Raw genomic sequence first — 22,687 nt, 5'->3', positions numbered from 1 at the left:
CCGGCGTTGCATCGATGGTCTTGCCAACCAGAATTCGGACTGGTTGCTCATGCCATGGTTCGATTGAACCAAGCGTGTTGACATGAGCGCTTCCAATGACTGGAAGCCGGCTACTCCCCAAAGACCGGCAAAGGCTACCACGTTAGAAATGATTTTGTAATCTTGGATGAGTTTTTCGGGCACGTTTTCTCGCACCCAGCCGATGGGACTCGCCTTATTGATCGACTGGGCAATTCGTAAGCTTCAGGCCGATACAATGCGGGCAGCACACCAGATTGGCGCCTTGACCCAACACTGCCGCGCGATGCCAAATCAGATTTCCATGCCGCCGCCCGATGCCTCCCGGTCGCCCATGTCACAACGCAGCGGAAAAATCCTTGCGCGACCGTCAAGGCGTTCGCCATGAGAAACCGCCTGTCGCCCGGTTCAAGCGTGCGAAAGCGCCGTGGCCGATACAGATGGACAGCGCTTGGCATGGCAACCTCGCTGTCGCGCTATCCGCTCCTGGCGGGTCTTGCCGGCACCGCGGTCGCTGTACTGATGGCCAGCTTGTCCATTGCGACGCTGTATCAGGGCCGCGAAGAGGCGCTCAGCCACGCGCGCGAGACATCGGAGAATCTGGTGTCAATCATTGGCGGCGATATTGCCCGGAATGTCGAAATCTATGATCTCTCACTGCGCGCGGTAGTCGACGGCGCGCGCGACCCCTCCGTCATGGCGCTGGCGCCCGATCTGCGGCGCAGGATCCTTTTCGACCGCGCGACCACGGCGGCCTACATAGGCGGCGGCTACGTCATCGACGCGAACGGGCGGGTGATCGTGAAAGGCAACAACGCGGCGGCGCCACCGGAAACCTTCGCCGAGCGCGAATACTTCCGCGCGCACCAGCACAACCCATCGGTTGGATTGTTTTTCTCCCATCCTTACCTGACGTATGCGCACGGCATGGCGATCGGCATGAGCCGGCGCATCGACATGCCCGACGGCTCGTTTGGCGGCATTGCGCTGCTGACCGTGAACGTCGCGTATTTCCGCTCGCTCGTGAACAAGGTCGACGTCGGCCCGCAAGGATCGATCTTCATCGTCCAGAACGATGGCGCAATGGTCGTGCGCAAACCCTTCGTGGACGACGATATCAACCGCAACGTCGCCGGTTCCGCCACGTTCGGGCGCATGACGAGCGCGAGCTCGGGTTCGTATGTGGCCAAATCGCCGGTCGACGGCGTGGTGCGCATCTACACCTTCGCGCGCGTGACGGGTACGCCGTTCATTGTGGGCGTGGCGCCTGCGCAGGACGACGTGCTGGCCACGTGGCGCGCGCGCAGCACGGTCGTTGGCGTGCTGACGCTGCTGTTCGGACTGAGTTTCATCGCGTTGTCGTGGCTTTTGGCGCTTTCGCTTCGGGAGCGGGCGCGGGCGCAGGAAGAACTCGTACGGCTCGCGGGCACCGACGCGCTGACCGGCCTGCCGAACCGGCGCGCCTTCGACGAACGCATGGACGAGGAATGGCGGCGCGCTCGGCGCAGCAACGCGGCGGTGTCGGTCTTGTTTATCGACGTGGATTACTTCAAGGCCTACAACGACAACTACGGCCACGCACTCGGCGACGACGCGCTGGCGGCGGTCGCGGAATGCATCGCGCTGGCGGTGCGGCGTCCCGGCGACATTCCGGCGCGCTATGGCGGCGAGGAATTCGTCGTCCTCCTTCCCGATACCCGGATGGATGGCGCGCTTCATATTGCCGAGACCATCCGAGCCGGCATCAAGACCCGTTCGATCGCCCACCGGGGCAGCCTGATCGGGCGCCTGACGGTCAGTATTGGCTGCGCCAGCGCCGCGCCACCGGGCCTGGGCGGCGCATATGGGCTATTGAGCGCCGCCGACCAGCAACTCTACGAAGCCAAGGCCGCGGGCCGCGACTGCGTGCGTCCCATGGCGCTGCAGGACATCGAAGTCACGCAGTCCTGAGCCGGGCTAGCGATCCGGTTCATCAGCGTAATGGGCCATTTCAACCAAGCGCATGATTTGCAAGGATTTTTTCCATCGGTATAATGCGACCTTCTCTTCGATGGCCCCATTCATGAGCCGACTACTCTTCTTGCTGACGCTGACGTTCAGTCTGTCGCTAGGCGCGATGCAAGGCGCCGCGGCTCAGGAGCGCGCCACCGAAATAGCTGCTACGGCCCCCGCCGCCGTTGAAAATCTCTCCGCAAGCGAAGCCGAAGCCGACCTTCAGGCGAGGCATCAGGTGTCACGCCTGATCTCGCAGAAATTCGGTGTTGCACGCGCGAAGGCCGAGCAGATCTCGGCGGCGGTCATGTCGGCGGCATCGAAATACTCCCTTCCTCCGGCGCTGCTGCTCGCGATCATCTCGATCGAATCCCGTTTCAAGGAAAACGCCCGCGGCGCAAACGGCGCAACCGGACTGATGCAGGTCGTGCCGTCGGCGCACAAGAAACTGGTGCGCAATATCGACCTGACCGAAGCCGATGCCAACATAGAAGCCGGCTCCGCGATTCTTCACGGTTACGTGCAATCCGCACGTGGCGACGTGGGCGCGGCGCTGAAAAGCTACGGCGGATCGAAAGCGTACGCCGAGAAAGTCAGCCTTCAGGTCCAGAAATTCTCGACGCAATTCGAGCCCAGCGAATTTTTCCCGGCATCTCCGCCACGCTGACGCGCAAAGCTGCTTCAGTCACCCTTGAACCAGTTCACGCAATTCGTTGATGTTGAACGGCTTGGCGAGAATGGTCACACCCGTATGCCGCGCACGCTCGAATTCATCGGCGTAACCGGTCATCAGCACGATCCGCTGCGCGGGCCACGTGCCGCGCACCTTTTCCGCCAGGTCGATACCGTTGAGCCGCCCAGGCATCTGTATATCCGATAACACCAGGTCGAAGCGCCCGCCTTCGTTGAGGACGTCGAAGGCTTTGTCGGCGGTGAGTTCGTGGCGGACGTCGCAGCCAAACGTGGCGAGCACTGCCGCGACGCCCGCGGCAACCTCCTCGTTGTCCTCGACCAGCAGGATGGAACCCGGGCTTTGCGCCTCGGCAGGCATACCGTGCGCCGGGCCTGCGTTGCCGGTTTCAGCGGCATCCGGCGGCATTGGCCGTGCGCTGTGCCAGCGCGGCAAATACAGCCGCACGGTCGTACCCCGCCCGGGCACGCTGTCGAGCCGCGCGGTCCCGCCAGCCTGTTCGCAAGCCGCCAGCACTTGCGCCAGCCCAAGACCCGTGCCCGCCCCGCTCAGCTTGGTGGTAAAAAGCGGTTCGAACGCGCGGCGCGCGGTGACTTCGTTCATGCCCTCGCCGCTGTCGGTGAACGCCAGGAGGGCATATTCGCCATCGGCGAGGACGTTATCGGCGGTGACACGCACGTTCTGGCAGCGAATCGCAAAACGGCCGCCATGCGGCATGGCATCGCGGGCATTGACGGCAATGTTGATGATCGCAAACTCGAGTTCCGTGGTGTCGGCCCGCACCCACCACATGTCGGGCGAGACCTGCACCTTGACCTGGATCTTCTCGCCGACCGCAGTTTCAATCAGTCCGGCAACAGCAGGCAGCCAGGTCGTGAAATCGATGGGTTCCTGCTTGAGCGGCTGCTTGCGCGCGACGCTGAGCAAGCGCCGGGCAAGGGCTTCGGCGCCGGTGGTCGCGCGCTCCACCGCCAGCACTTCTCTTTCGAGCCCGTTGAAATTCTTGCGCCGCGCAAGCTCCATATTCGCCGATACCACCATCAGCAGGTTATTGAAGTCGTGCGCCACGTTTGCAACCAGGTTGCCGAGCGCGCCCATGCGCCGCAGTTGGCGGCTCGACGCCTCTGCCGAAAGCCGCATGGCGACTTCCGCCTGCCAGCGTTCCCAGGCGGATTGCTGCGCGCGCAACTGGCGCAGCGAAAACAGCACCAGCAGCCACACCGCAATGCACGGCACGGCCGTGATCGCCATGATCAACGCAAAATGCCTCCACCAATTCGCAAAGATAACGGCGGTCGGAAAACCGCTTGCCACGTAAAGCGGGTAATCGCTCACGCGGCGAAACGCCAGAATGCGTTCCACGCCATCCACGCTCGAATGCACCCGCACGCGGCCGAACAGCTCGTTGCTGCGCATGGCGGATGTGAACTCGGAGTTTCGAGCATGAGAGATCCTCGCTGGGCCCGGCGGTTCGCGCACGAGAATGCCGCCGTCGCGCCGGTAAAGGCCCACGGTCACGCCCGGATCGCCGTTCGATAAATCGCTGTAGAAGCTTGCGAAGTAGTCGCGTTTGAGCGCGATCGAGACCAGGCCGAGAAAGTGCCCGTCACTCGCGCTGCGGCCGACGCTGGTCGTGAAGACATCGCTTTTGGCGACCTTGCCGATCAAGGGCAGCGAAAAATACGGCTCCGGACGCATGGCTTGCCCGGCGAGGAAGTCCTCGCGCGTCGCGACCGAAACCGCTGGAACCGGGTAGAAGCGATTGCTTGCGAGCATGTCGCCCGTGGAGCCGAACACCGCGATGCCGGCGACATGGGCGAAAGATTCGCCGATCTCGCTCAGGCGTTCGTGAATAGGTTTTTGATTCGCGCGAATTCGGGCGTCGTCGCTGTTGCCGAGCAGATCGACGACGCGCATCGACATCTGGCGGTTCAGGTCGAGGACCTTGCTCGCGTGCTCGTCCGCTACGCGTGTGATGCGATCGGCAATATCGTTCGCGTCAGACATGCGGCGCTGGTAATCGTAATAACCGTAGCCAAGTAGAAATGCGACCGGAAACATAATCGATGCAGCCAGCACCATCAGCAAGATCCGCCGCGTTCCGGCGAAATTGCGCAAGGGCAGAGGCAAATCAAGGGCCGCGGAATCCGACGAATGCAAGGCGTAAGGTCTCCAATCGGGGTGGCAATGGTAAGCAGCGGACGGCACACGGGCCGCGGGCCGCGCTTCGGGCACAAAGGCCGGCTGGCTACGCGGATCGCGGTCCACGCAAGGTTGGCCGGACGGCTCGCCGTGCAGGGCAAGGCGCTCGTGTGCGGTGCATTATGTGCCGGAAATAAGAAGGACGTGCGTAGGCGAGCGCATCGGATACGGTCTTCGCGGCTTTGGCCAAACGCCTCAACTTCCTCCTGATTGCCGCGAACAAAAAAATAGCCGGCAGCATCCATCGATGCAACCGGCTGCTTCAAGCCTCGTTTCGCAGGCCCACCCTACGCATTACTGCGGTTTCGACATGGCGCCGCCGGTTCCATTAGGCGCCGCCGCGTTCGAGTTGTTGTTCGTGCTCGAACCGTTGCTCTTCATGTTCGGCGTTGAGCCAGTTCCCGTGCCCATGCCGCCGCCCGTTGCCGTCGAGCCGGGCGCGGCGCTCATGCCAGCGCCGTTGGAGCCGCTCATGCCGCCGCCTCCGCCCACGCCCGCGCCATTACCGCCAGCGCCTCCCGCAGCGCCGCCGCCACCGGCTCCGCCTCCACCGCCCGCTCCCGCACCGCCGCCCGCCTGCGCATACACGCCGCCCGACAAACCAAGGACAATCGCCGATATCAGGATTTTCTTCGATACATGTTTCATTGCAGCCTCCTGGAAATTCGTTATTTGCGTTGCGTAGGACAAAGTCGCAACGCCCGCCTTTCCTTCACTGCAAACGGCGTGCCGCTCAAGCGGATTTCGAATGGCCGGTAAGCCTTGCCAGACGGGCCCTCGGGCGATACGGCCCGCACGGAACTTGTGACCTTGCGCATCATGGACAAACCATGATCAATGCACGTTGCCGCGCACGAAAACAAAAAACCGGGCGTATAGCCCGGTTCTTAGTCCCTGCACCGATAACCCGTATTACCAGCTCTGTTGCTGGTAATACCCGCGTGGCGGCGGCGGAGCGCACGGCACATAAGCGCCGCGATAACTGTCGTAGCACGATCCCGGCGGCGGGCCCGGCTGGGCATAAACCGGCTGATATGCGGGTTGCGCGTACACCGGCGGGGCGTAGACAGGCGCCGCATATACCGGCTGCGCACTGACCGCCGAGCCGACCAGCGCCCCAATCACCGCCCCGCCCAGCAAGGCTCCGACCACCGCGCCGCCATCCCCGCCGCGTCCGTGCGCGGACGCCTGACCTGCCATGGTGAGAGTACCGGCCATCAACAACACTGCTGCTACGCGTTTCATTTGAGTTCTCCAGATCCCGTGCTCGGGACTATGGAAACGATCTTATGCGGGCAGCGAAGAAATAACTGATGCAGTTGGTAACGGATCATTTCAGCGGATACATATGAGTCCGCGCGTTTTGATCGCGTCAGGCTCCCGTCGATCCACGCCGCAGCGCGCGCTCGACCGCGCCGGTCTCGCCCTGCGGCACGAAAATATAGCCTTGGCCCCAGACGGTCTGGACGTATCGTGGATCGGAGGGATCGGCTTCGAGCAACCGCCGCAGCCGCCAGATGGACACATCGAGGCTACGGTCCCGGTATGTGCCGGCCTGTCCGCGCAGCTTCTCGTTCAATTGCGCGCGCGTCAGCACGACCATCTCGTTCTTGACGAAAATCTTGAGCGTCGCGAATTCGCCCGAACGCAGCGGCACACGCTGGCCGTTATGACGCAATTCGCGCGCGGCGAAATCCACTTCATACGGACCGAACCGGTAGGGTGGCCGGTCTTCCGGCGCACCCGGCGACGCCGCGTCGCGCCGCCGCAAGACCGTACGAATGCGCGCGAGCAGTTCGCGTGGATCGAAGGGCTTGGCCAGGTAGTCGTCGGCGCCGAGTTCCAGGCCGATCACGCGATCGATCACGTCGGAGCGCGCGGTCAGGAAAATGACGGGAATGTCGTCGCCGGATGCGCGCAGTTCGCGCAGCGCGCTGATGCCGTCCTGCTCGGGCATCATGACGTCGAGCACGACAATGGAAGGCCGTTCGGCATCGAGCCGGCGCTTGAGGCCCAGACCATCGTGCATCACCGATACCGCCAGGCCGTGGCCTTGCAGATATTCGCGCACCAGATCGCGCACCACGGGGTCGTCGTCGACGAGAAGAACATGTTGGGTCATGCGTTTGATTCTAAAACGCGCAACCTGACTTCTGCGACAGGGATTCCTTTCCGCGCCTTTCATCGAATTGCATGCTGGCCGAACGGTCGCCTTGCCCGGATCGATTCATCCGGCCGCGCCGCCACTCGCTCGGCGGCATGCGGCGGGCGCAAGGCTGCCGTTTTTCTGGCAGTGTCGCGTAAGAATCCGTAACCATGCAGAGGACACGGAAAAGCCGCATCCTTACCCCGCACAGCTAAAATTTCCAGCATGACTACATCGGTATTGATCGTCGACGACGACCCGGCAGTGTGCGACCTGCTGAGCCGCTTCCTGACCACGCGCGGGCTGGAAGTCAGCGTCCTGCATGACGGCACCGCCTTGCGCCGGAGGCTGGAAGTCGAACGGCCGTCCATTGTGGTCCTCGACATCATGATGCCCGGCGTGGACGGCCTCGCCGCGCTGCGCCAGGTGCGCGCCGCCGGCGACGACATTCCGGTGATCTTCGTCACCGCGCGCGACAGCGTGACGGAGAAAGTCGAAGGCCTCGAACTCGGTGCCGACGATTACCTTTCCAAACCCTTCGATCCTCGCGAACTGCTTGCCCGCATCGATACCGTGCTGCGACGGCGCGCGCCGGCTTCCACGGCGCGTCCCGAAACCCGCGCGAGCGAGCGCTTCGGCCGCTTCGAACTCGACTTCGTCACGCGCGCGCTGGTCAGCGGCACCGAGCGCGTAGCCTTGCGCGACAGCGAATTCGCGTTGCTCAAGGTACTGGTCAAGCATCCGTACAAGGTGTTGTCGCGCGTGCTGATTCACGATCTGGTGCATCGTGACGACGCAAGCTTCAGTGAGCGCAGCCTCGACGTGCCCATCTGGCGCTTGCGAAGAATCATCGAAGAGGACCCGGCCAGCCCGCGTCACGTGCAGACCGTGCGTGGCCAGGGCTACGTATTCATTCCCGATCCCGACGGAGTCCGCGACCATCCCGATCGTGCAGCGCCGGTATGAAGATCTTCCATTGGTTCAAGCGCGGTACGGGCAATTCAGCCCGAGGCATGTCCACCCGAAACAACCCTTTCAACTCGCTGTTCGGGCGCATGGCGCTGATTTCGCTCGTCGTGCTGTTCGCCGTGCAGGCATGCTGGTTCGCGGTGCTGACCGTGCAGCGTCCGCATCACGATGCCGAAGGCTACGCGCGCGGCCTGATGCTCGTCCTGGCCGCCGCGAATGACGACGCTCGCCAGGGCGTGCGGATCGCACCCGCGCTGAACGCGCAACTTGTGCTCGCCGCGAATCTTCCGGAAGGCGTGGCCTTGAGAGAACCGGATCATGGTCAGATCGTGCATCTGCTGCGGGCGCTGAGAAACCTGTTGCCGCGCGGCGCGCAGATTGCCATCGATGGTCCGAATCGTTCGCCGCGCCTGTGGGTGCGCTATCCCGACAATCCAAACTGGATCGTGACGCCGGTGGATTTGCCGGCGGCTCCGCCAATCCTTGTCGAATCGGTGGGCATGCTGCTGGCGGCCGTGATCCTCTCGCTGGCTGCGGCGTGGCAGTTGCAGCGGCCGCTGTCGCGCGTGGCGCAAAGCGCGCGACAGTTCGGCACGGGCGAGCGGCCAGTGCCCGTTGAGGAGCGAGGACCGCGTGAATTGCGCGACCTGATCCGCGCGTTCAACCAGATGATGCGGCAGATCAACGACGCCGACGATGAAAAAGCCGTGATGCTGGCGGGTATCGCGCACGATCTGAAAGCGCCGCTTACGCGCCTGAAACTGCGTGCGAGCGTGCTGGTGGAAGACGACGCCGAGCGCGCGCATTTTATCCGCGATATCGATTCGCTTACGCGCATCGTGCAGCAGTTCCTGGAATTCGCGGCAAGCACGCCATCAACGGGGCCGGCGGTGAACGTCGACGGTTTTCTCGCGGAACAGTTCGCGCACGACGAGGCGGGCGAGGACGCGTTGTTCCGGCTTGAACTGCTCGCGGGAGACGGGTTCAGGTTGCCGCGTACGTCGCTTGACCGGCTGGTGACCAATCTCGTCGATAACGCGCTGGAACACGGCGCGCCGCCCGTGGATATCGGCACGGCCCGGCACGGCAACGAGTGGGTGATCACGGTGCGCGATCATGGCGAAGGCATTGCGCCAGAGCGTCTGAGCGACGCCCGCAAACCGTTCGTGCGCCTCGATCCGGCACGCGCCGGAGACGGCCATTGCGGACTCGGCCTGGCGATAGTCGGGCGGCTCGCACGCGAACTCGGCGGCCGCTGCGAGATCGACAACGCGCCGGAACACGGTTTGATTGTGAGGATCGTGGTGCCGGTGGGTGCGGATTATCCGGGCGCGGACGCAGGCGCGAACAACGGCACGGCGTCGCAAGACACGCGCGCGCCGCAACCTGTCATGGCTTCCTGAACACAGCTTCTTCGAGTTGTTCGAAGCTGAAGGGTTTCGGCAGCAACGTGGCGGAACTCAGTTCTACGCCGAGTTCGGTCCCAATACCGGCGCCATATCCCGACGCAAGCACCACCCGCAAGCGCGGCCGCATGCGCCTCGCCGCCCGCGCGAGGTCAAGACCCGACATGCCGGCCATGCGGACGTCGGTGAGGAGGACATCGAATTCCTGAGCTTCGATCAGGTCCAGCGCGGCTTGCGCGCTATTTACCGCGTGGACTTGTGCGTCGAGCAGTTCGAGCAGCTCGCGCGTGGCTTCGCGCGTATTGATGTCGTCCTCCACGACCAGCACGCGCAAAGGCCGAGGCATTTCAGGCTCCTGCGATTGCGGTTGGGATTGCGGCTCGCCTGCGCGTGGTGCAACATTGAACGCACCTTGCGCGCGAGCGCGTCGCGCCTGTACGGCTTGCTGATCAGCGCCACGCCTGCATCAAGCCGGCCGCCGTGCACGATCGCGTTTTCCGAGTAGCCGGAGGTGAACAGCACTTCCAGCGAAGGCAGCATCTCGCGCGCGCGGCGCGCCATGTCGACACTGCGCAGCGGCCCCGGCATGACCACGTCGCTAAAAAGAAGGTCGACGTGAACCCCGCTTTCGAGCACATTCAGCGCGCTTTGGGCGTCACTGGCTTTCAGCACGTTGTAGCCGAGTTCGGTCAGCGTGTCGACGACGGTCGCGCGCACATTCGGATCGTCTTCCACGACCAGGATCGTTTCCGAGCCGCCCGTCACGGGCTCATGCGATGTCTCGACGCGCTGGGTTTCATCTTCCATCGATCTCGGCAGGTAGAGCTTGACCGTGGTGCCCTCGCCGGGCTCGCTGTAGAGCTTGATATGGCCGCCGGTCTGCTTCATGAAGCCGTATGCCATGCTCAGGCCCAGTCCCGTGCCGCGGCCGTCGGGCTTGGTGGTGTAGAACGGCTCGAACGCGCGCGCCATCACGTCGGGCGTCATGCCGGAACCCGTATCGGATACGGCGATCATCACGTACTGGCCGCTCTTCAAGTCGTCGTGGTAGCGCGTGTATTCGTCGTCCAGCATTGCATTGCCGGCTTCTATGGTCAGGCGGCCCTCGCCGTCCATTGCGTCGCGCGCGTTGATGGCCAGATTCACAATCACGTTCTGCAGATGATTGGGATCGGCGAACGTGTTCCACAGGCCGCCCGACACCACCGTTTCCAGCTCGATAGTCTCGCCCAGCACACGCCGCAACATGTCGTCGGAGTTGCGCAACAACCGCGCGAGGTCGAGCGGCACCGGTTCGAGCGGTTGGCGGCGCGCAAATGCAAGCAACTGCGACGCGAGCTTCGCGCCCCGTTCGACCGCTTCATGCGCGCTCGCCAGGCGGCGTGCGAGCGTCTCGTGGCCGCCAGCGTCCTGCGCGGCAAGCTGCAGGTTGCCGCCGATCACTTGCAGCACGTTGTTGAAATCGTGCGCCACGCCGCCGGTCAGCTTGCCGACCGCCTCCATTTTCTGCGACTGCGCTAGCACCGCCGCCGTCTCGCGGCGCTCCTCTTCGCTTGCGCGCAGCGCGGCCATGGCTTCATTAATACGTTGTTCCAGCGTCTCCCGGTGCCGCTCGAGCGCCTCGCTCAGGCGCTTTTGCTCCTGCAGCGCCGTGTCGAGCGAGCGCAGGTTGAGCACGCGTTCGGTGATATCGCGGGAAATCGATACGAGCCATTCCACGCCCGTTGGCCCATTCACCGGGGAAACCGTGACTTCCCAGTATTTCGGCGTACCTTTCGCGGTGGGACAGAGCGCCTCGAAGCGCGAATGGCGGCCTTGCCGCGCGTTATCGATGGCGTCGTCCAGCAGCACGCGCGACTCCACAGGCCATAGCGATACCCATGACTTGCCTTTGAACGGCGCGAAGTCGTCGATCTCCATCAGGCAGATGCCGTTCGCGTTCATGAATTCGAGCGTGCCGTCGGGCTTCAGCACCTTGATGCAATCCGTGCTGCCGTTCAGCACGCTCAGAAAAAACGGATTGGAGTCGGGAACGGCATCGGGCGGCGTGGCGCTTGTCGGGCCTGCTTCCGGCTCCGAGGGCTGAGGGCCAAGGGGGAAACCAAAAGGTATGTCGGCGCGGGCTGCAGGTTCGGCTTGCCCAGCCGGCTTCGGGAGGCAGTGCGCACCCGTTTCGTCGAGACGTGCAATCGCGGGATCGGGGCTAACTGGGTCGGTCATGAATCTGGCACAGGAGGGGAGACGGCGATGACAGCGCGAAGCAAAGATTAGATGGATGCGCTGGACGTGTTGGGAAGTTGCAAGCAAGCATTGCGCCAGTCGGCGTTATGTATGAGCTATGTGTCGGTGCTTCGCTTTCAGCATGCGTGGCAACGGCCGCTTCACCACGCAGCCGTCTCCGGAATTTCACATCTCCCGTGTAAAAGCGTGCCCATGGACTGTAGTTCTTGCGCGTCTGATCGAGCAAGCGCACACGGCCGTGATGCCACCACCCCTCGATTCGAGAAAATTCGCGCGGAAGATGTCGTGCACTTCCCTGATGGCGCCTGATGTTCACGTTCAATCCGCCGCAACGATCAGGAGAACTTCGATCGAAACACCCTGCCGCGCGCGCTTCTTGCTCGCCGTATTGCTCCCTGCGCTCCCTGCGAAGCATGGCAACCTCGCCGCGATGCTGCCGTCACACGCCGGGCTTACTCTCATGACGGCACGTCACTGTGTACCTGCCTGTCATGCATAACTGGCCGCGTTCATCGCGACGCGATATCTGGAGACATCCATGCCCCTGGCAACGACTCACGCCGCTCATCTATCGCGTTTTCCTTCCGCGTTCGCCGCCGCTGTGCACGACGGCCTGACGCATTCGCCACAGAAAGAATTGCCATCGATGTATCTGTACGACGAAGTCGGCTCCGCTCTCTTCGAAGTCATCACCGCCCTGCCCGAATATGGCGTGACGCGCGCGGAGGAGCGTGTCTTGAGCGCGCATTCAGCGGATATCGTGGCCGAGTTGCCGCGTAACGTAACGGTGGCCGAGTTGGGCAGCGGCAGCGGGCGCAAGACGCGGCGCATTCTGGAAGCGTTGTCGAAGAAGCGTCCAAGCGGTGCGACCGAATACTGTCCGATTGAAATTTCGCCTGCCGCGTTGCAATTGTGCAAACGTGAACTCGGCGATATCGAACGCGTATCGATTGTCGGGTACGAGCGCGACTATCTGGCCGGTCTTGCCGAAGTCAGCGCGAACCGGCGCGAGGGCGAAGTACTGCTCGTGCTGTTTCTCGGCAGCACGATCGGCAATTTTTCGCGTCTTGCCGCAACGCGTTTTCTGAAGTCGATACGCGGCATGCTCAAGCCCGGCGACGCCTTGCTGCTTGGAATGGATTTGCTCAAGCCGCTGGATACGTTGATTGCCGCGTACGACGATCCAATCGGCGTGACAGCCGCGTTCAACCTGAATCTGCTCGCGCGAATCAATCGCGAACTGGATGCCGATATTCCGCTGGATGCGTTCCAACATCTGGCGCGATTCAATCCGGATGCAAGAAGTATCGAGATGCATCTGCGCGCGACGCGGCCAGTCACGGCGACGATCCGGGCTGCGAAACTGACGGTGGAATTCCGTCAGGGCGAGACGATCTGGACAGAGAGCAGCCATAAATACAGCGTGGAAGAAGTCGGGCCGCTAGCGTCCGACGCGGGCTTTCGATGCACCCGGCAGTGGACGGATAAGGAATGGGGGTTTGCGGAAAGTTTGCTGGTGGCCGGCTGATTTTTGATCGCGCCTGGGAAGTGAATCGAAGTGGATGGGTCGGGCCGCTGACCCAGGCGCAATCCTAGTGTTGCTCGAACCGTTCAAACCGTTTTTCGATATACCGCTCTTCGCTCGTCAAATCCGTCACGCGCGCGTGCGGCGGACCTCTTCTCAACCATTCGAGCATCAGGTCGACCTGGTTCGCAGGCCCTTGAATCATCGCCTCGACCGAGCCGTCGTCGAGATTGGCTACCCATCCTCTCACGCCGAGGGAATGTGCGCGCCGCAATGTAGCGTGACGAAACCCGACGCCTTGCACCACGCCCCGCACACGCACGTAATACGTTTCTATTCGAGTATCCAGATCCGGACCCGGCATGTTTGCTTCTCCTGACTAGTGCATAAGCTTTCGAGTGAACCGCGCCGCACTGTTACGCTTGCCGGCACACACTCATCAGGCAGCATTCTAGACAAGACCGGCAAATTGGACAGCGCCCATCCTTTTCGTTCAGGGTCATCCCAACCGGAAAGGCTGCGCGGTTTCGCCGGCAGTGCTGCTTGCGCGCCGCGCCACCGCTTCCCGCGGCACGGTGACCTCGAACAATGTGCCGCTTTCAGCGTCGGAGCGCACTTCCACGCGGCCGCCGTGCATCTGCGCAATTTCGCGCGTGATGTAGAGTCCGAGTCCCAGGCCGCCCGTTTCCTGCTGTGGCCGCCCTGATCGATACGGCGCGAAAATGGTCGGCAAGACATCCACGGGAATCTCGCCCGCGTTCTGCACCGTGATGGTTACTTCGTCGGCGGCCTCGCCGTTGAGGCGGATCTGGATCGGCGAGCTCTCGCGGCCGTGCGTCAGCGCATTGCCAATCAGATTCGAAAACACCTGCGACAGCAGATCGCCATCGCCCTGAAGCAGCGTGTCACCATCGCGGAAAATAAAGATCCGGCCGCGGCCCACGCGCGCCTCGTATTCTTCGACGATGTTCTTCGCGAGCGTCATCAACTCCACGGCCCGTGGCTGCAGCGTGACACGTCCGCCGCGCAGCCGCGCGAGGTTCAGCAACTGGTCGACCATGCGCACCATGCGCATGCCGCTGCTCTTGATCCGCGTGCCGATATTCGCGACGTTTTCATCGGGGACGAACCGCGCGAGATATTCCGCCGAGGCAATCACCGCCGACAACGGCGTGCGCAAGTCGTGTCCGAGGACGGCCATGAGCATTTCGTTCGCATCGAGAAGCTGCTGCACGGTCGCGAGTTGCGTGGCCAGTTGCTGCTTCTGCTTCTCGATCTGGATGAACACATCCACTTTCGAATTGAGAATGCGCGAGTCGTACGGCTTGTAGAGAAAGTCCACCGCGCCCGCTTCATAACCACGGAACGTGCGCCCGGTGTCCTGCGCGGTCGCGGTCAGGAAGATGATCGGCACGTGCGCGGTGCGTGGGCTGCCGCGCATCAGTTCGGCCAGCTCGAAGCCGTCCATGCCGGGCATGTTGACGTCGAGAATGGCGAGCGCGACCTCATGCTTGAGCAGCAATTCGAGCGCGGCCGGACCCGATCCGGCGGCGAGCACGGAAATATCCGGGCGCGCGAGCGACGCCTCGAGCGCGGTGATGTTGTTCTGCACGTCGTCAACGATCAGAACGTAAATCGGTTGCCTGTTGAGTTCCATTAGCGGAGTTCCATTAGCGTGTCAGCTCCAAGTCAACCTGGTTCACGTCGCAGATCCTTGTCCCATGCCGCGCAAACGCGCGAGCATCGCGTCAATTGTAAGAACGTCGCGGACCCCGCCGCCCGCGATGGCGCCGAGCGGCATGGCGTCCGACATCGCGGTTCGCGGTTCCTGCACCCAGCAGCGCCCGCCGGCGCGTTCGATCGCCTCGAGCCCGCGCGCACCGTCGTCGTTCGCGCCCGAAAGCACGATGCCAAGCAGTGCATCGCCGAAACACAGCGCCGCCGATTCGAACAGCACATCCACCGATGGCCGCGAAAACCGCACGGGCGGATCGACGGAAAGCGAGATTGTGCAGTCGGGCTCGACCAGCATGTGATATCCCGGTGGCGCGAGATAAATCGTGCCGCCGGTGATTGCGGCTTTGTCGTCGGGTTCGACGACCGGCAACCGGCAGCGCGATGCAAACAGTTCCGGCAGCAGGCTGGGCGCGTCGCTCCTGACATGAACCACAATCAGCACCGCCGGACGAAAATCAGTGGGAAGCCCCGGCAGTAACTGGCTCAACGCCTCCACGCCGCCCGCGGATGCGCCAATTACGATGGCGTCGACGCCAGCCATCGGACTGAAAAATTCCTCCGATCCTCGCAGTGTCAAAGTCATCGTCAGACCTTCTGGTACAGGCGCTCACGCGCATCGAAATCGGAGAAACTGTCTGCATGTTTCGAAAAGCGGATGCTTTCCTTGCTGCCCAGGCCCAGAAAACCACGCCGCACCAGCGAATCGTTGAAAAGGCCCAGCGCGCGGTCCTGCAGCGCACGATCGAAATAGATCAGCACGTTACGGCATGACACAAGGTGTGCTTCCAGGAACACGCTGTCGGTCGCGAGGCTGTGGTCGGCGAAGACCACGCGCGACTTGAGCGTCTGCGAGAATTTCGCCGCGCCGTAAGCCGCGTGATAATAGTCCGACAACGAACGCTTGCCGCCCGCCGCCAGGTAATTCTGGCTGAAACTCGCCAGCCGATCCAGCGGATAAATGCCGCTTTCAGCTTGGCGCAGCGCGCCGGCGTTGATGTCGGTGGCATATAAAACGGTACGGTCCGCGATATTTTCTTCCGCGAACAAAATGGCGAGCGACCAAAGTTCTTCGCCGGTGCTGCAGCCCGCAACCCAGACCTTGATGGACGGATACGTTTGCAGGATGGGCACGACCTGTTCGCGAATCGAGCGGAAATACGCCGGATCGCGAAACATCTCGCTCACCTGCACCGTGAGGTACTGGAACAAGCGCGAGAACAGCGTGGGATCGCGCAGAATGCGCTCCTGCAATTGCGACAGCGTCGGGTATCCCAGGTCGGTCAGCGCCTGTCCAAGGCGGCGGCGCAGCGAACTCACCGAATAATGGCGGAAATCGTGCTGGTATTTCAGATACACGGCTTCGAGCAGCAGTTTCAACTCGATGTCGAAAATGGCTTCGTCCGCGTTTCTCGGGTTCCGATGCGGCATGATCGCTCCGTCTACCGTTGCCGCAGCCAGACGCGACACAGCGACACTAGCTTGTCGACATCGATAGGCTTCGAAATGTAATCGTCCGCGCCCGCTTCAAGGCACTTCTGGCGGTCGCTCGCCATGGCTTTCGCGGTCAGCGCGATGATCGGCAGGCGCGCATGTTCCGGGTTCTTGCGGATCTCGGTCATCGCGGTGAAACCGTCCATTTCCGGCATCATGATGTCCATCAACACCAGATCGACGTCCGGATGACGCGCCAGCGCCTCCAGCGCCTCGCGGCCATTGCGCGCGATTTCGAGCCTGGCGCCGAGCGGCTCGATCACGTGCGACAGCGCGAAAATATTGCGGACATCGTCTTCGGCAAGCAGGATGGTGCGGCCTTCGAACACGTCGTCGCGCTGGCGCGCCGCGCGCAGCATGCGCTGCTGTTCGGGCGGCAGCGCGCTTTCAACGCTGTGCAGGAACAGTGTGACTTCATCGACCAGACGTTCCGGCGACTTTGCGCCCTTGATGATGATCGACTTGGAATAGCGGCGCAGGCGCTGTTCTTCGTCGGGCGACAACACGCGCCCCGTGTACACGATCACCGGCGGCGACGCATGTTCCTTCGCCGTCGATACGCGTTCCAGCAGGTCATAGCCCGAGCCGTCGGGCAACGCCAGATCCATCACGATGCAATCGAAGGTGCCGCGATCGATTTGCTCCATGGCTTCCGCGATCGTTCCCGCTTCCACGATCTCCACGGTCGCGCTTTGCAGCAACGCGTGAATGCTCTGGCGCAAGGTGGGATCGTCCTCGACCACCAGCACGCGCCGCATACCTTGCGCCGAGCGCGCTTCGAGCTTGCGGATCGCGCCCGCGAGCGTCTCGCGCGCGCTAGGCTTGAGCGTATAGCCGATAGCGCCGAGATGCAGTGCGACGTCGGCATGGTCCGTCGACGAAACGATGTGGATGGGAATGTGACGCGTCAATGGATCATGCTTGAGCCATTCGAGCACGGTCAGGCCCGACTGGTCAGGCAGGCCGACATCGAGCAGGATGCCGTTCGGCTGCAGTTCCCGGGCAAGTTCCACGCCGTGCGTCGCGGTAGTTGCGTGCACGAAGTCGAATTCGAGTTCGTGCGCGAGGTCGTGGAGGATATGCGCGAAACGCAAGTCGTCTTCAATCGCGAGAATCACGCGATTCGGGCGCTTGCGATTGGCGCGGTCATCGGCAATGGGTTGCGGCACGTGATGGCTCGCAACCGTCGCGCGCCACGACGCGGGGTCCGGTATGCTCGATGCAGCCTGCGCCACGAGATGTGCGGGCGCATGGCTTTGCACCGGCGCTTCGCGCGCTTCCCGCGCTTCTTGTGCACCTTGCGCTTCTTGCCCTTCAACCAGCGCCCCGGCTTCCACGAGTTCGCCCGCATGACCGGTTGCGTCCAGCTTGGCCGTCACCGTGCCTTCGCGAACGCTCAACGGCAGCGTGACCGAAAAGACGCTGCCCTTGCCCGGCTCGCTCGCAACGCTCACCGAACCGCCAAGCAGCCGCGAGAATTCCCGCGATATCGACAACCCCAGGCCGCTGCCGCCGTACTTGCGGCTGGTCGTGCCATCGGCTTGCTGGAATGCCTGGAAGATCAGGTCCTGCTTGTCGCGGGCAATGCCAATGCCCGTATCGCGCACATCGAAACGCACCGTGTTTTCAGCGTTATCCGCCATTTGCACCGATACCGTCACCTGCCCTTGCTCGGTAAACTTGAACGCATTCGAAAGCAGGTTGCGCAGCACTTGCTGCAGCCGTTGATTGTCCGTGACAAAGTACTCCGGCACGCCCTCGCCGCGCTCCGTCACGAGCTTGAGTCCCTTCGAGTCGGCAACGGGCGCAAAGGACTGACGCAAGGACTGCAGCATTCCGTCGATGGCGACCGGCGCGAATTGCACGTCCATTTGCCCCGCTTCCACCTTCGACAAATCCAGGATGTCGTTGATCAGCGACAGCAAGTCGCTATTCGATGAATGGATGGTCGCGGCGTAGCGCACTTGTTCGTCGGTGAGGTTGCCGTGCTTGTTGTCCTGCAGCAGCTTGGCAAGAATCAGCGAACTGTTGAGCGGCGTGCGCAATTCGTGCGACATGTTCGCGAGGAACTCGGACTTGTACTGGCTCGCGCGTTCCAGCGCCTGCGCGTTCGCCTCCAGCTCCTTTTGCGCCCGCAAGAGTTCCGCCTTCTGCCGCTCGAGACTGTGTGTGTACTCTTCCAGGCGCACGTTGGACTGCTCGAGATCGGCCTGCTGCGTTTCCAGGCGCGCCTGCGTTTCCATCAACGCGCGGCCGCGCTCCTCGAGCTCTTCATTCGATACCCGCAACTCTTCTTGCTGAACCTGCAATTCCTCGCTCTGCCGCTGCGTCTCTTCGAGCAATTCGACCATGCGCGCCCGATATTGCGCCGAGCGCAACGCCATGCCCATCGCCTCCGATGCGTTTTCGAGCAGTTCGCGGGTATCGGAAAATGCATTTTCATCGCCGATAAACCCCAGTTCCAGCACTCCGGTCACCTCGCCGTCCGCAATCATGGGCGCAACGACGCAATGGCTCGCCGCCGCCGAACCGAGCGCCGAACCGACCTTCAGGAATCCCGACGACGCCCCCGCCACTTCGATGATCCGCTTTTCATCGAGCACTTGTCCGGTCAGTCCCTGTCCTCGCGTGATCCGCTGCGGCACATTGCTGTCTGCGGGCAGCGCCCACGCCGCGATGCGTTCCAGCGCGTCGCCCTTGCGCCCGTACAGCACGCCCACGCGCGCACCCACGTAAGGCACGAGCGAACGAAGGATGCCTTCGCCAATGGCAGCGGGGGTGAGATCGCCGCGCATCTGCAATCCGATCTCGACTTCGCCCTGCTTCAGCCACGCGCTGCGTTGCAGGTTCAGCCGGGTTTTGATATAGAGATGCCCCACGCCCGCGAGCACGAACATCACGATCACGCCAATGACCCGGTTGATCTGCAGCACGAATGTACTTGCGATCGCGTCGCCGGTCGTCAGGTAAAAACCCAGCACGGTCAGCACCGACGCCGCGCCGGCAGTCAGAAACGGCACACTCGGCCGATCGACCCACATGCACAGCGCGACCGGCAGCATGTAGAAGACCCAGATGGCGATCCTGAGCGGCGTGAGCCAGTCGATTGCGAACACGACCATCAGGATCAGGATGATCGCGAAGTAGAGCCATGTGGATCGGTTTCGGCTGTCTATGAACATTGGCGAGTGAATGTTGTTGAAATTTTGTCAGGCGCCGAAAAGGCAGCACCGGACCATAGCACGACCCGCCAGCCCTTGTCACATATGGGTTCAGGGCTGATTGAGACGCTTCGAGAGATGCGCAACTGTTACCTTCGCAAGCCAGAAAGAGGAAAAAATGACTGACCCGATCGACCTTTCACATGGTTGCAGTGGACGCGTGCTTGTCACTGGTGCATCCGGATTCGTGGGGTCAGCGGTCGCGCGCCTTGCCCGGGAACGCGGCCTGGACGTGCGCGTTGTCATACGCAAGACCAGTTCCCGGCAGAACCTCGAAGGGCTCGACGCCGAAGTCGTGATCGGCGACATGCGCGACGAAGCATCCATGCGTGCCGCCATGAAAGGCGTGCGCTATCTGCTGCACGTGGCCGCCGACTATCGGATCTGGGCGCGCGACCCCGGCGAGATCGAGCGCGCGAACCTGGAGGGAACCGAAGCCACCATGCGCGCGGCGCTCGCCGAAGGCGTAGAGCGTGTCGTGTACACCAGCAGCGTCGCGACGCTCAAGGTGAATCCGTCAGGCGATATCGTCGATGAAACCAAGCCTGCGCAGGCCCATCAGACCATTGGCGCGTACAAGCGCAGCAAGGTGCTCGCCGAGCGCGCGGTGGAACGCATGGTCGCGAATGACGGCTTGCCGGCGGTGATCGTGAATCCGTCCACGCCGATCGGCCCGCGCGACGTCAAGCCGACGCCGACCGGACGGATCATCGTGGAGGCGGCGACGGGCAAGATCCCGGCTTTCGTCGATACCGGCCTGAACCTCGTGCATGTGGACGACGTGGCGAACGGCCATCTTCTCGCGCTTGAACGCGGCGTGATCGGCGAGCGCTACATTCTGGGCGGAGAAAATTTGACCCTGCAGCAAATGCTCGCCGATATAGCCGGACTGGCCGGGCGCAAGCCGCCGACCATCAAGTTGCCGCGCGGCCCGCTCTATCCGCTCGCGGCCGGCGCGGAACTATTTGCCAAGTTCAGCGGCAAGGAGCCGTTTGTCACTATCGACGGATTACGGATGTCCAGAAACAAGATGTATTTCACGTCGGCGAAAGCCGAGCGCGAACTTGGATACCGCGCGCGGCCCTACGGCGAAGGCTTGAGCCACGCACTCGACTGGTTCCGCGAAAACGGTTATCTGACGCGTTGACGGTGTTGCGTTGGCCCCATTCCTGGTGCGCCAACACGCATTTTGTTACAACACGTGGCGCGACGCGGGGGATGCAGCAGTTAAAATCGCGGGTTCGATGCAAGGCGAGAAAAGGCATACACCGCATGAACCTAACCGACCAGCTCGGCGCGCTGGAATCAAGTCTCGATGAACTGATTCTGGCTGCAGCTTCCGCTTCTGATCCTGTTACTGATTTTGTTCCCGATGATACCGTCGCTGATTCCACTGCCGCATCAGCCTCCGGTGACGGCGCGCATGACGTGCCCGCAGCCGACGAAAAGCCCACGCTGAACGTCTCGCGTCCCGAGCAGAACGTGATCGAGATGACCATCGGCGGGAAGACGGTGGCATTGAGTCCAGAAGGCGTGTCGCAATTGATCGAGGAATTGTCGAACGCGCGCGCGTCAATGAGCGTCGATCAGCCGAATGGCCTGCCGCCCGGCTGGCGTTACGTCGCGACAAAAAACCCCGTGATGGCCACGCAGCGTTATCCGAACGGCGACCGCCTGCTGGTATTGCGGCACACCGGCCACGGCTGGGTGCCGTTCTCGTTCTCGCCGGATATGGTGATCGAGCTTTACGCAATGCTGACCCAGCGTTGATTCACGCGGGTCCGGATTGTATGCCGGGCCCGCGCGCCGCCGCACATTCACGGCGCCTGCACCCGCGCCTTCCATTGCCCGCCTTTCCCGCTCCAGAAACGCACCGCCGATCCCACTGTCGCGCTGACATAAAACAGCGCGACCAGCGGCAACAGCGGCGCCCATAGAATCGAGCGGCGGTAATAACGCAGCATTGGCGCATAGGCGCAGCACATTGCGATCCACGCGAGCCACGCCGGCCAGCCCTTGGCTCCCATGGAAAGTGCGACGACAGGCGGCGCAAGATAGATCACACACATGCCGAGCAGCGTGCCCACCAGCAGTAGCGCCGAGTAGCGCAACTGGGTGAACGCCGTGCGCGCGATCATGTTCCAGACCTCACGCCAGTCGTCGTAGGGGCGCAACGACTCGCTCCTGGCGGCGAGATCAAGACGAATTGGACGCGCCGCGTTCACGCCATTGCGAAACTTGATGCGCGACGCCAGGCTGCAGTCGTCGATAAGCTCGCCGCGGATCGATTCAATGCCGCCAGCCTCCACGAGCGCCGCCCGCCGTACCATCATGCAACCACCCGCCGCACCTGCCGTACGGCTTTGCACGTTGTTCACCCACGCGAACGGATACAGCTTCGCGAAGAAAAACACGAACGCCGGGATCAACGCTTTTTCCCACGTGGAGTCGCAGCGCAGACGCACCATCAGCGACACGAGATCGCGGTCCTCCAGAATCGCGCGCGCCACGAGCTGCGACGCGGCGTTGGGGGGATGCCGGATATCGGCGTCGGTGAGCAAAAGATAGTCGGCGGGCAAACCCAGCTTGTCGATAGCCGCAATCCCCTGCGACTGCGCCCAGACCTTGCCCGACCAGCCCGCCGGCAACGCCGCGGCGGTCAGCACCGTCAAGCGGTCTTCGAGATCCGCTTCGCGCGCGGCGGCCTGCGCGGCGTCGGCCGTGCCGTCGGTACTGTGGTCGTCGACCACGATCAGATGAAACGAGCCCGCGTAGTCCTGCGCGAGCAAAGACGCCACCGCGCGGCCGATCACGTCGACCTCGTTGCGCGCCGGCACGACCGCGACCACAGCGGGCCACGCGCCACGACGCGCAATTTCCGCCTGTCCCACCGCGTGAACGGTGCTTTCGCTAAGCGGTTCGACGGCTTGCGCACGCCAAAAACCGCCACGGGCAAACAACAGGACAATCCAGACTAGAAGGGACAACCAGGCAATCAGGAGCATCGTCAGTTCGGTTCTACAGGTTTATTACAGGTCTAAACAACGG

Annotated in this window: 19 protein-coding genes and 1 riboswitch; of the genes, 7 read left to right on the top strand and 12 right to left on the bottom strand. The window is 62.7% G+C overall.

The features are described from left to right. Positions 1 to 25: 25 nt before the first annotated feature. Positions 26 to 131, bottom strand: a riboswitch (yybP-ykoY riboswitch). A gap of 271 nt (positions 132 to 402) precedes the next feature. Next, complete coding sequence (locus ACRWA7_RS13710; RefSeq protein ID WP_438391462.1) at positions 403 to 1,968, top strand: sensor domain-containing diguanylate cyclase; 1,566 nt, start codon at positions 403 to 405, stop codon at positions 1,966 to 1,968. 112 nt (positions 1,969 to 2,080) lie between these two features. Beyond that, the gene (locus ACRWA7_RS13705; RefSeq protein WP_438391461.1) at positions 2,081 to 2,677 is read left to right on the top strand and encodes a transglycosylase SLT domain-containing protein; all 597 of its coding nucleotides are present in this window, start codon (positions 2,081 to 2,083) and stop codon (positions 2,675 to 2,677) included. A gap of 18 nt (positions 2,678 to 2,695) precedes the next feature. On the opposite strand, the gene ACRWA7_RS13700 is transcribed toward ACRWA7_RS13705, so the two are convergent. The 4 genes from ACRWA7_RS13700 to ACRWA7_RS13685 form a co-directional block, all read right to left on the bottom strand. After that, positions 2,696 to 4,861 carry an ATP-binding protein gene (locus tag ACRWA7_RS13700; protein WP_438391460.1) on the bottom strand — a complete coding sequence of 722 codons (2,166 nt, stop codon included), beginning with the start codon at positions 4,859 to 4,861 and terminating at the stop codon, positions 2,696 to 2,698. A 336-nt stretch (positions 4,862 to 5,197) separates the two neighbouring features. Next, positions 5,198 to 5,551: a hypothetical protein gene (locus ACRWA7_RS13695; protein ID WP_060817966.1), complete on the bottom strand. Its 354-nt coding sequence runs from the start codon at positions 5,549 to 5,551 to the stop codon at positions 5,198 to 5,200. Between the two features lie 264 nt (positions 5,552 to 5,815). Further along, complete coding sequence (locus ACRWA7_RS13690) at positions 5,816 to 6,148, bottom strand: hypothetical protein (RefSeq protein WP_060817964.1); 333 nt, start codon at positions 6,146 to 6,148, stop codon at positions 5,816 to 5,818. Positions 6,149 to 6,275: 127 nt separating this feature from the next. Then, the gene (locus tag ACRWA7_RS13685; protein WP_060817961.1) at positions 6,276 to 7,025 is read right to left on the bottom strand and encodes a response regulator; all 750 of its coding nucleotides are present in this window, start codon (positions 7,023 to 7,025) and stop codon (positions 6,276 to 6,278) included. Between the two features lie 249 nt (positions 7,026 to 7,274). On the opposite strand from ACRWA7_RS13685, the gene ACRWA7_RS13680 reads away from it, so the two are divergent. Together ACRWA7_RS13680 and ACRWA7_RS13675 are read left to right on the top strand one after the other, a co-directional pair. Then, positions 7,275 to 8,015 carry a response regulator gene (locus ACRWA7_RS13680; RefSeq protein WP_060817959.1) on the top strand — a complete coding sequence of 247 codons (741 nt, stop codon included), beginning with the start codon at positions 7,275 to 7,277 and terminating at the stop codon, positions 8,013 to 8,015. A gap of 47 nt (positions 8,016 to 8,062) precedes the next feature. Next, complete coding sequence (locus tag ACRWA7_RS13675; RefSeq protein WP_438392789.1) at positions 8,063 to 9,421, top strand: ATP-binding protein; 1,359 nt, start codon at positions 8,063 to 8,065, stop codon at positions 9,419 to 9,421. On the opposite strand, the gene ACRWA7_RS13670 is transcribed toward ACRWA7_RS13675, so the two are convergent. Both ACRWA7_RS13670 and ACRWA7_RS13665 read right to left on the bottom strand, forming a co-directional pair. After that, entirely contained in the window at positions 9,408 to 9,770 is a 363-nt protein-coding gene (locus ACRWA7_RS13670; protein WP_438391459.1) for a response regulator, read from the bottom strand. The two genes, ACRWA7_RS13675 and ACRWA7_RS13670, sit on opposite strands and share 14 nt — an antisense overlap. Beyond that, on the bottom strand, positions 9,668 to 11,644 hold the full coding sequence (locus tag ACRWA7_RS13665) for an ATP-binding protein (RefSeq protein WP_438391458.1): 1,977 nt from the start codon (positions 11,642 to 11,644) through the stop codon (positions 9,668 to 9,670). The genes ACRWA7_RS13670 and ACRWA7_RS13665 overlap by 103 nt, the downstream gene beginning before the upstream one ends. 559 nt (positions 11,645 to 12,203) lie before the next feature. Here ACRWA7_RS13665 and egtD point away from each other — a divergent pair. After that, positions 12,204 to 13,193, top strand: coding sequence for an L-histidine N(alpha)-methyltransferase (gene egtD / locus ACRWA7_RS13660; protein ID WP_438391457.1), 990 nt, complete (start codon positions 12,204 to 12,206; stop codon positions 13,191 to 13,193). A 64-nt stretch (positions 13,194 to 13,257) separates the two neighbouring features. Here the strand turns inward: egtD and ACRWA7_RS13655 are convergent, their stop codons facing one another. The 5 genes from ACRWA7_RS13655 to ACRWA7_RS13635 all read right to left on the bottom strand — a co-directional run bounded on the left by ACRWA7_RS13655 (position 13,258) and on the right by ACRWA7_RS13635 (position 19,600). Further along, complete coding sequence (locus ACRWA7_RS13655; RefSeq protein ID WP_060817954.1) at positions 13,258 to 13,554, bottom strand: acylphosphatase; 297 nt, start codon at positions 13,552 to 13,554, stop codon at positions 13,258 to 13,260. A 135-nt stretch (positions 13,555 to 13,689) separates the two neighbouring features. Then, positions 13,690 to 14,847, bottom strand: coding sequence for a hybrid sensor histidine kinase/response regulator (locus tag ACRWA7_RS13650; protein WP_060817953.1), 1,158 nt, complete (start codon positions 14,845 to 14,847; stop codon positions 13,690 to 13,692). A 42-nt stretch (positions 14,848 to 14,889) separates the two neighbouring features. Beyond that, positions 14,890 to 15,510 (bottom strand): chemotaxis protein CheB, encoded by a 621-nt coding sequence (locus ACRWA7_RS13645; RefSeq protein WP_438391456.1) that lies wholly within the window; start codon positions 15,508 to 15,510, stop codon positions 14,890 to 14,892. Between the two features lie 2 nt (positions 15,511 to 15,512). Next, positions 15,513 to 16,355, bottom strand: coding sequence for a CheR family methyltransferase (locus tag ACRWA7_RS13640; RefSeq protein WP_060817949.1), 843 nt, complete (start codon positions 16,353 to 16,355; stop codon positions 15,513 to 15,515). 11 nt (positions 16,356 to 16,366) lie between these two features. Then, positions 16,367 to 19,600: a response regulator gene (locus ACRWA7_RS13635; protein ID WP_438391455.1), complete on the bottom strand. Its 3,234-nt coding sequence runs from the start codon at positions 19,598 to 19,600 to the stop codon at positions 16,367 to 16,369. Positions 19,601 to 19,757: 157 nt separating this feature from the next. Between ACRWA7_RS13635 and hpnA the strand changes: the two genes are divergently transcribed. Then, a complete protein-coding gene (gene hpnA / locus ACRWA7_RS13630; RefSeq protein ID WP_438391454.1) occupies positions 19,758 to 20,786 on the top strand; it encodes a hopanoid-associated sugar epimerase in 1,029 nt (342 codons plus the stop codon). Positions 20,787 to 20,911: 125 nt separating this feature from the next. Next, positions 20,912 to 21,409: a hypothetical protein gene (locus ACRWA7_RS13625; protein ID WP_060817945.1), complete on the top strand. Its 498-nt coding sequence runs from the start codon at positions 20,912 to 20,914 to the stop codon at positions 21,407 to 21,409. A 47-nt stretch (positions 21,410 to 21,456) separates the two neighbouring features. Here ACRWA7_RS13625 and ACRWA7_RS13620 read toward each other — a convergent pair whose 3' ends face one another. After that, on the bottom strand, positions 21,457 to 22,644 hold the full coding sequence (locus ACRWA7_RS13620; protein WP_438391453.1) for a glycosyltransferase: 1,188 nt from the start codon (positions 22,642 to 22,644) through the stop codon (positions 21,457 to 21,459). Between the last annotated feature and the right edge of the window lie 43 nt (positions 22,645 to 22,687).

The sequence above is a fragment of the Caballeronia sp. DA-9 genome (assembly GCF_051615025.1).
Taxonomy (GTDB): domain Bacteria; phylum Pseudomonadota; class Gammaproteobacteria; order Burkholderiales; family Burkholderiaceae; genus Caballeronia; species Caballeronia sordidicola.
This window is presented reverse-complemented; position numbering and strand designations above follow the sequence as displayed.